Here is a 6,899-nt window from a genome sequence, read left to right on the forward strand (position 1 = left end):
GCACGATCAGCCAGGCCTCGAACTGCCGGCCCTTGAAGTCGTCCCTCGACTGCCGCTTCAGCTTCTCGGAGACCGTGTTCAGGATCATGGCAAGGCTCTCCGTCTGTGAGAGCCCGAAAATCAATCAATATGGTCACCAGGGCGTTAAGTTGAAAAGTTTGCGACAAGGCCGATCATCTTTTGGCGCCGCAACCATGTCTGGATCGTCCCAAAGCCAGAACCATAAATCGGTGCCGCGGGGTCTAACTAGAGGTGATGTTCTGCTTTCATAATAGGCATTCTCCATTCTTGCTCTTGACATATGCCAAAAAACAGGTTGGCTTGTTTGTAACTGAGGAGGTGCCGTGTCGACCGTCGAGCGAAGAACGCAGGAACAACGCAGCGCGGAAACGCGCAAGCTGCTGCTCGCCGCCACCGTCCAGTCGCTGATGGAAGTCGGCTACGCCAATACGACCACCGCCGGGATCGCCGGTCGCGCCGGGGTGTCGCGGGGCGCCCAGACCCACCATTTTCCGGACAAAATGGCGCTGATCGTCTGTGCGACGGAAGAGATGTTCGACAATTTCGCCGGCGACCTCGAACGGCTTGCCGAGGATCTGCGCGAGAAACGCGTGACCTACGACCAGTTTTTCGATGCCGTGTGGACGGATATACTCAGGGGCGAGTGGTTCTATTCGTCCCTCGAGATCATCGTCGCGGCGCGCGGGGATGCGGATCTCCGAGGCCATCTCGGGCCGCTGATCCTCGCTCTTCACGAGCGCTTCGAGGCAGCCTGGTCGCAGACCTTCGTCGCCGTCGACCCGGCCATCGTCAACGAACGCGTCGCTATGAACCTGATGATGAACGTATTTCGCGGAATGGCCGTCCAGGCCGTGCTGCGGCGGGACGAGACTTATTTTCTCGAAATGCTCGCGGCGCTCAAGGCCATTCTCGCCGTCCATGTCCGACCGATCGCCGTTGGGAGCTGAACAAAAACAAACAGTCCGGTCGGTTTTTATTGGGCATGTAGCCTCAACCACAAGCGGCAGAAGTCGTGACCTCCGTCAACATGATCAACAGGAGTTGCAGATGAAAAAGATCACCGCCCTGTTCGCCGCGCTCGCCATCACGGCGTCGCCGGCCTTCGCACAGGATGACGCATGGGAGACCCAAGGTCTGACCGATGACAGCATCACCATCGGCGTCATGGGGCCGTTTTCGGGCGACGCCTCGTCCTACAGCAAGGCGATGGTGGGCATGATGGCCTTCTATCAGCAGGTCAACGAGGAGGGCGGCGTGCATGGCCGCAAACTCGTCGCCGTACAGGAGGACACCGCCTGCGACAGCGCCAAGGGGCTCGCAGCCGCCAAGAAGCTGATTTCTCAGGATGAAGTCTTCATGCTTCAGGGCAATTCCTGCTCGGGTGTCGCCGTCGCCATCCGGCCGGTCGTCGAAGAAGCCGGCATTCCGTGGATCGTCGCCCATGCCGTGAGCGACTCGATCTCCGCGCCGCTAGCGGAAAATATCTTCCACGGCGTACCCACCGGCCGCGCCAATGGCCGCGCCATGGCGTCCTTCGTTCTCTCGAAACCAGACACTAAGAATGTCGCGATCATCGAACATTCCAACGATTGGGCCCACAGCTATTCGGACCCGGCGCGGGAATATCTGGAGGACCAAGGCGTCACGCCCTCCCTCGAACTGACCATGGAGCGCGGCCAAAACGATGCGACCGCCCAGGTTCTGCAACTTCGCCAGGCGCAGCCCGACTTCATCATCGCTGCGCTGTACGAGGCGGAAACGGCGATCTTTCTCCGAGACCTGAAGAAATACGGCCTCGGCGATATCCCTGTCATGGGAACCGCCGGCACCGACCTCGAAAACACGCTGAAGCGCACCGGCGATTTCGACACGGTCAAGAACTACTTTGTCATCCACTCCTATGTCGACAATCTCGACGGCCCGAAGATGAAAATGTGGGCCGACATGATCAAGAAGTACTATCCCGAAGAAGAGCTTTCGACCTTCTCCTTCGTGTCCATCGGCTCGGCTAAGGCACTGGTCTCCGCGCTCGAAAAGATCGGCCCAGACCTCACTCGCTCCAAGCTGATTTCGGCGCTCGAAGAAGTCACCAATTTCGACACGGGGGTTCTTTCCGATCCGATCACCTGGACCCCGGAAGACCATCAGGGGGTCAAGGGCTCGGCCGTTGCGGGGTTCGTCGACGAAAAGCCGACGGTCCTGAAGGCCTGGGACCAGCCCTACTAAACGCAAGCTTCGATTGATCGCAGTTTGTCGGGCGCCATTTTCGGCGTCCGGCCTTGCCGAAGGAGAGACGCATGTTCCTGCAGCTCACCCTGAGCGGGCTCGCCCAGGGCGCGATATACGCGCTCATCGCCCTCTCGCTTACGGTCGTTTATCGTTCGACCACGGTGGTGAATTTTGGCCATGGCGACTTCGTCATGGCTGGGGCTTTCCTGTCCTATGTGCTGGTCGTGCTGGCCGGAATTGCCTTTCTGCCAGCGGCCGCGCTCGCCGTCATTGCCATGTTCGTGCTCGGCGTCCTGTTCAATCGCGGGCTTATCCGGCCCATCCTCGGCGGCCCGCATATCGGGCTTGCGCTCATGTGCATCGCCGGCGGCTACGTGCTGCGCGGCATCGCCCGTATGGTCTGGGGTCGGGAGGTGCTGCCTATGCCGCCGGTCTTCGACATGCCGCCGATCTTCTTCGGCTCGTTGGTGATCACGGGGGATGCAATCGTCATCATCTCGACGGTTCTCGTCCTGCTTCTCTGCTTTTTCGGTCTTCTTGCGCTGACTGATCTCGGCAAGATGGTCCAAGCAGTCTATCAGAGCCCGCGCGGCGCAAGGCTGATCGGGCTCAACGTCGATCGCTTCAACGATATGAGCTGGGGTATCGGCGCTGCGCTCGGCGGGCTGGGCGGCATTCTGGTTGCGCCGGTCACGCTGCTTCACCCAGACCTTGGCGCATCCTTTCTGATCAAGGGCTTCGCCGCTATGACGCTTGGTGGCTTCGGTTCACTCGGCGGGGCGGTTCTTGGCGGCTTGCTCCTCGGCATCGGCGAGCAATATGCCGGCGCTTATCTCGATAGCGCCCTGATCGAGATCACCGCCTACGTGATCATCGTCCTCGTTCTCTTCGTTCGTCCCCAAGGGCTCCTCGGCCGCAAGGCCGTGGTGAAGGTGTGACGCCATGCAGATGCCCAACGCTCGTCAACGCCGACTGCGCACCATCCTCTTCTGGGCCGTGCCGGCCCTTCTTCTCCTCCTGCCGCTCGCGACCAACCCATACACCCAGTTCATCGTCAACGGCATGTTGATTTCGACGCTTGTGACGCTGGGCTTCACGATCGTCATTGGCAATCTCGGCCAACTCGCCTTTGCCAACACCGCCTTTTTCGGCATCGGCGCCTATAGCTCGGCGATCCTCGCGGCAAAGCTAGGCGTACCGTGGCTTCTGACGATCCCGCTCGCCGGCGCCTTCGGCGCCATAGGCGGCTTTCTCGCCTCGGCCGCCGCTTTGAGGGGCATCCGTTCCTATTATCTCGCCATCATCACGCTCGCCTTCGGCGAACTGATGCGCTGGACCTATCTCCACGCCAAACCGCTGACCGGCGGGACCGACGGCATGCCCATGCCGCGCGAGACGCTTTTCGGCCTCTCGCTCACCGACGATACGCTGAAGTTCTACATCTTCCTCGTCGTCACGGTTCTTCTGGTGAAGGCGACCGCGAACCTCCTCGCCTCGCGCTTCGGGCGCGCCGTCATGGCCGTGCGGGAGAACGAAGTGGCGACCGCCTCGCTCGCAATCCCAACGTCGCGGGTGATCCTCGTCACCTTTATCTGGTCGGGCTTCGTCGTCGGCTGCGCCGGCGCATTGTTTGCCCGTCATATCGGCCATGTCTTTCCCGAAAGCTTCGGAATGCTCCATCTCATCGCCTCCTTCGCCATGGTGCTAGTGGGCGGACTTGGCTCCGTTCTGGGCGCAGTTCTCGGAGCGGTGCTCCTGACCGCGCTACCGGAATATCTCCGGGCCTTCCCGGGCATGGAGGAGTTTTTCTTCGGCCTCATCGTCGCGGCGGTGCTCGTCGTCCTGCCGATGGGGCTCGCAAGCCTCCTTCGCCGTCTATCGCCGATTTTCGTCGAACGTTTCTACCGGGAGGCGTCATGAGTGATCTTTTGAATGTCGAAGGGCTGAGCGTCCGATTTTCCGGGCTCACCGCGCTGGAAGACGTTTCCTTCGATCTCGGCGGAGGCGAGGTGCGCGCGGTGATCGGCCCGAACGGCGCGGGCAAGTCGACACTGTTCAACGCGATCTCCGGCTATGTCAGGCCGACCGCGGGCACCGTTCATCTGAACGGCGAGCCGCTGACTGAGTTGTCGCCCCATGCGATCGCCGAGCGGGGCATCCGCCGCACCTTCCAGAATGGCGGGCTCTTTCCGGCGCTGACGGTTCTGGAAAACGTATTGACCGGCCTGCATGCCCAGACGGATGGGAATTTCTTCGATCTTCTGATCGGGCGACGGCAGGCGCTCAAATCCGAGGCCGACAATGTCGCAAGGGCACGTGATCTTCTGAAGCTCATGTCGATGGAGCATATGGCCGACACGCCTGCCGGCGATCTCTCCGGCGGCCAGCAGCGCATCGTCGAGATCGTGCGCACGGTCGCCTCCGATCCGCCGGTCCTGTTGCTCGACGAGCCGGCCGTTGGCCTTTCCCCCGTCGCGCGGGATCAGATGATGGACATCATCCGGCGTCTCGCCGGCGAGAAGGGCGTCGGGATCCTTCTCATCGAACACGCGGTCGAATTGGTGATGGCGGCGGCCGATCGCATTCTCGTCATGGCGGCGGGAAAGCGCATTGCCCAAGGCACGCCCAACGAGATCCGCCAGGACCGCGCCGTGCTGGAGGCTTATCTCGGACATGCCTGACACCACGCCCCTTCTTCAAATCCGCGATCTTCACGTGGGCTACGGCCAGAAGCCGATCCTGCGCGGCGCCTCCTATGATGTCGTGCCGGGTGAATGCCTGACACTGCTTGGTGCGAACGGCTCGGGCAAGTCCACCGCGATGAACGCGATCTGCGGCTTCGTGAAGCCGTACTCCGGCTCGATCCTGTTCGAGGGGCAGGAGACAGCCGGTCTCGCGCCCCATCGCATTTTCGCGCTCGGCATCGCCCAGGTCAGTCAGGCCCGCGATCTCTTTCCCGATCTCAGCGTCGAGGACAATCTGAGGCTCGGCGCCATGCGGCGCGGCGGGCGCGAAATGGCGAAGACGCTTGCCGACCTCTACGAGCGCTTCCCCCGCCTTCACGAGCGTCGGCGGCAGGTGACACGCACGCTGTCCGGCGGCGAGCAGCAAATGGTCGCGATCGGCCGCGCTCTCATGTCGAGGCCGCGCCTTCTCCTGCTCGACGAGCCTTCCGGTGGGCTCTCGCCGCAATTTTGCGAGGAGATCGCCCTGATCGTCGACGGCCTGAAGGAAGACGGCGTGACGATGCTGATGGTGGAACAGAATCTCAACCTTGCGTTTCGCCTCGCCGACAGGTTCATCGTGCTGCGCGACGGCGCGGTCGTCGATGGCGGCGACGTTCGCGCCATGGCGGGCGATCACGACGCGATTGTGCGCAGTATCTATCTTTGAGAATGAAGGACCAACCCATGGCGACGCTGCATGACGACCTGATCGTCTTCGACGGGCTCATCATTTCCGACTGGGGGAGGCCCGTCTTCGAGGCGATGCGGGCGGGCGGGCTGACAGCCGCCAACTGCACCTGCTCGGTCTGGGAGAACTTCCGCGACACCATGCTCGCGATCGGTGAATGGAACGCGGAGTTCCGCGACAACTCCGACCTGATCGTCAAGGCGAAGACTGTCGCGGACATCCGCCGGGCCAAGGCGGAGGGTAAGACCGGCATCGTGCTCGGCTTCCAGAACACCTCTGCCTTTGAGGATCGGCTGGAATTCGTCGAGCTCTTCAAGGAGCAGGGCGTCGGCATCGTGCAGATGACCTACAATACCCGCAATCTGGTGGGCTCGGGCTGCTATGAGAGCCGCGACGACGGCCTGTCGGATTTCGGCCAAGAGGTGGTGGCAGAGATGAACAGGGTGGGCATGCTTTGTGATCTGAGCCACGTCGGCGCCCAGACCTCGCGCGATGTGATCCTCGCCTCCAAGAAGCCCGTCGCATACAGCCACTGCCTGCCGGCGGGTCTGAAGGCCCATCCGCGCAACAAGAGCGACGAGCAGCTGCGCTTCATCTCCGAACATGGCGGCTTCGTCGGCGTCACCATGTTCCCGCCGTTCCTCGCCGCCGGCAACAATGCGACCATCGACGACTATGTCGCCGCGATCGACTACATCGTGAACCTCGTCGGCGAGGAGCATGTCGGCTTCGGCACCGACTTCACCATGGGCTACGGCGCGAAGTTCTTCGAATATCTCAACCGCGACAAGGGCTATGCCCGCCAGCTCACCGAGATCTGGGATGTGAAGTTCCCTAAAGGCCTCGGCTCGATCGCCGACTTCCCGAACCTCACATCCGCCATGGAACGTGCCGGCTGGTCGGAGACAAAAACCCGCCGGATCATGGGCGAGAACTGGCTGACGCTCCTCGACGAAGTCTGGTGAGAAATGGGTCGATGATGGCGAATGGCAGAATCGTTCTGCCAGTGAATGCCGTTGATCACTCTGATGAATGACAGCTTTTTGCCCTTGATGACTATAAGCCGTAAGTCTCCTTTCGGCCCAGAGAAGCCGCTGGAAATAATTTCTGGCTTGGGTGATGGGGTGGACGCCCCCGGCGGCATCGATGTGCCAGAGTGAGGGTGTTGAACATCACTCGAAGGAGGCGTCCGTGCCTGAGGTTACCACGATCGGTCTTGATATCGCGAAGAACGT

7 protein-coding genes and 1 pseudogene are annotated in these 6,899 nt (G+C 61.5%); 7 read left to right on the forward strand and 1 reads right to left on the reverse strand.

The genetic code is table 11. From position 1 onward, the window contains the following. Positions 1–88: pseudogene (locus ABRA89_RS19915) on the reverse strand (IS6 family transposase); the annotation flags it as partial. Between the two features lie 256 nt (positions 89–344). Between ABRA89_RS19915 and ABRA89_RS19920 the strand changes: the two are divergent. The 7 genes from ABRA89_RS19920 to ABRA89_RS19950 all read left to right on the forward strand — a co-directional run bounded on the left by ABRA89_RS19920 (position 345) and on the right by ABRA89_RS19950 (position 6,629). Then, the gene (locus tag ABRA89_RS19920) at positions 345–968 is read left to right on the forward strand and encodes a TetR/AcrR family transcriptional regulator (protein ID WP_349943258.1); all 624 of its coding nucleotides are present in this window, start codon (positions 345–347) and stop codon (positions 966–968) included. Positions 969–1,068: 100 nt separating this feature from the next. After that, complete coding sequence (locus ABRA89_RS19925) at positions 1,069–2,247, forward strand: ABC transporter substrate-binding protein (RefSeq protein ID WP_349943259.1); 1,179 nt, start codon at positions 1,069–1,071, stop codon at positions 2,245–2,247. A gap of 71 nt (positions 2,248–2,318) precedes the next feature. Then, entirely contained in the window at positions 2,319–3,188 is an 870-nt protein-coding gene (locus tag ABRA89_RS19930) for a branched-chain amino acid ABC transporter permease (RefSeq protein WP_349943260.1), read from the forward strand. A 4-nt stretch (positions 3,189–3,192) separates the two neighbouring features. Beyond that, positions 3,193–4,170, forward strand: coding sequence for a branched-chain amino acid ABC transporter permease (locus ABRA89_RS19935; protein ID WP_349943261.1), 978 nt, complete (start codon positions 3,193–3,195; stop codon positions 4,168–4,170). Further along, positions 4,167–4,931 carry an ABC transporter ATP-binding protein gene (locus ABRA89_RS19940; protein WP_349943262.1) on the forward strand — a complete coding sequence of 255 codons (765 nt, stop codon included), beginning with the start codon at positions 4,167–4,169 and terminating at the stop codon, positions 4,929–4,931. Before ABRA89_RS19935 ends, ABRA89_RS19940 begins: the two co-directional genes overlap by 4 nt. After that, the gene (locus ABRA89_RS19945) at positions 4,924–5,643 is read left to right on the forward strand and encodes an ABC transporter ATP-binding protein (protein WP_349943263.1); all 720 of its coding nucleotides are present in this window, start codon (positions 4,924–4,926) and stop codon (positions 5,641–5,643) included. The genes ABRA89_RS19940 and ABRA89_RS19945 overlap by 8 nt, the downstream gene beginning before the upstream one ends. Positions 5,644–5,660: 17 nt before the next feature. Then, positions 5,661–6,629 carry a dipeptidase gene (locus ABRA89_RS19950; protein ID WP_349943264.1) on the forward strand — a complete coding sequence of 323 codons (969 nt, stop codon included), beginning with the start codon at positions 5,661–5,663 and terminating at the stop codon, positions 6,627–6,629. Positions 6,630–6,899 lie beyond the last annotated feature (270 nt).

The sequence above is a fragment of the Fulvimarina thalattae genome (assembly GCF_040239565.1).
GTDB lineage: Bacteria > Pseudomonadota > Alphaproteobacteria > Rhizobiales > Rhizobiaceae > Fulvimarina.

What these genes read in the sequence shown, in the direction of transcription:
- ABRA89_RS19940 (WP_349943262.1), top strand. Translation starts at nt 4,167, where the DNA reads ATGAGTGATCTTTTGAATGTCGAAGGGCTGAGCGTCCGATTTTCCGGG.
- ABRA89_RS19950 (WP_349943264.1), top strand. Translation starts at nt 5,661, where the DNA reads ATGGCGACGCTGCATGACGACCTGATCGTCTTCGACGGGCTCATCATT.
- ABRA89_RS19935 (WP_349943261.1), top strand. Translation starts at nt 3,193, where the DNA reads ATGCAGATGCCCAACGCTCGTCAACGCCGACTGCGCACCATCCTCTTC.
- ABRA89_RS19925 (WP_349943259.1), top strand. Translation starts at nt 1,069, where the DNA reads ATGAAAAAGATCACCGCCCTGTTCGCCGCGCTCGCCATCACGGCGTCG.
- ABRA89_RS19945 (WP_349943263.1), top strand. Translation starts at nt 4,924, where the DNA reads ATGCCTGACACCACGCCCCTTCTTCAAATCCGCGATCTTCACGTGGGC.
- ABRA89_RS19930 (WP_349943260.1), top strand. Translation starts at nt 2,319, where the DNA reads ATGTTCCTGCAGCTCACCCTGAGCGGGCTCGCCCAGGGCGCGATATAC.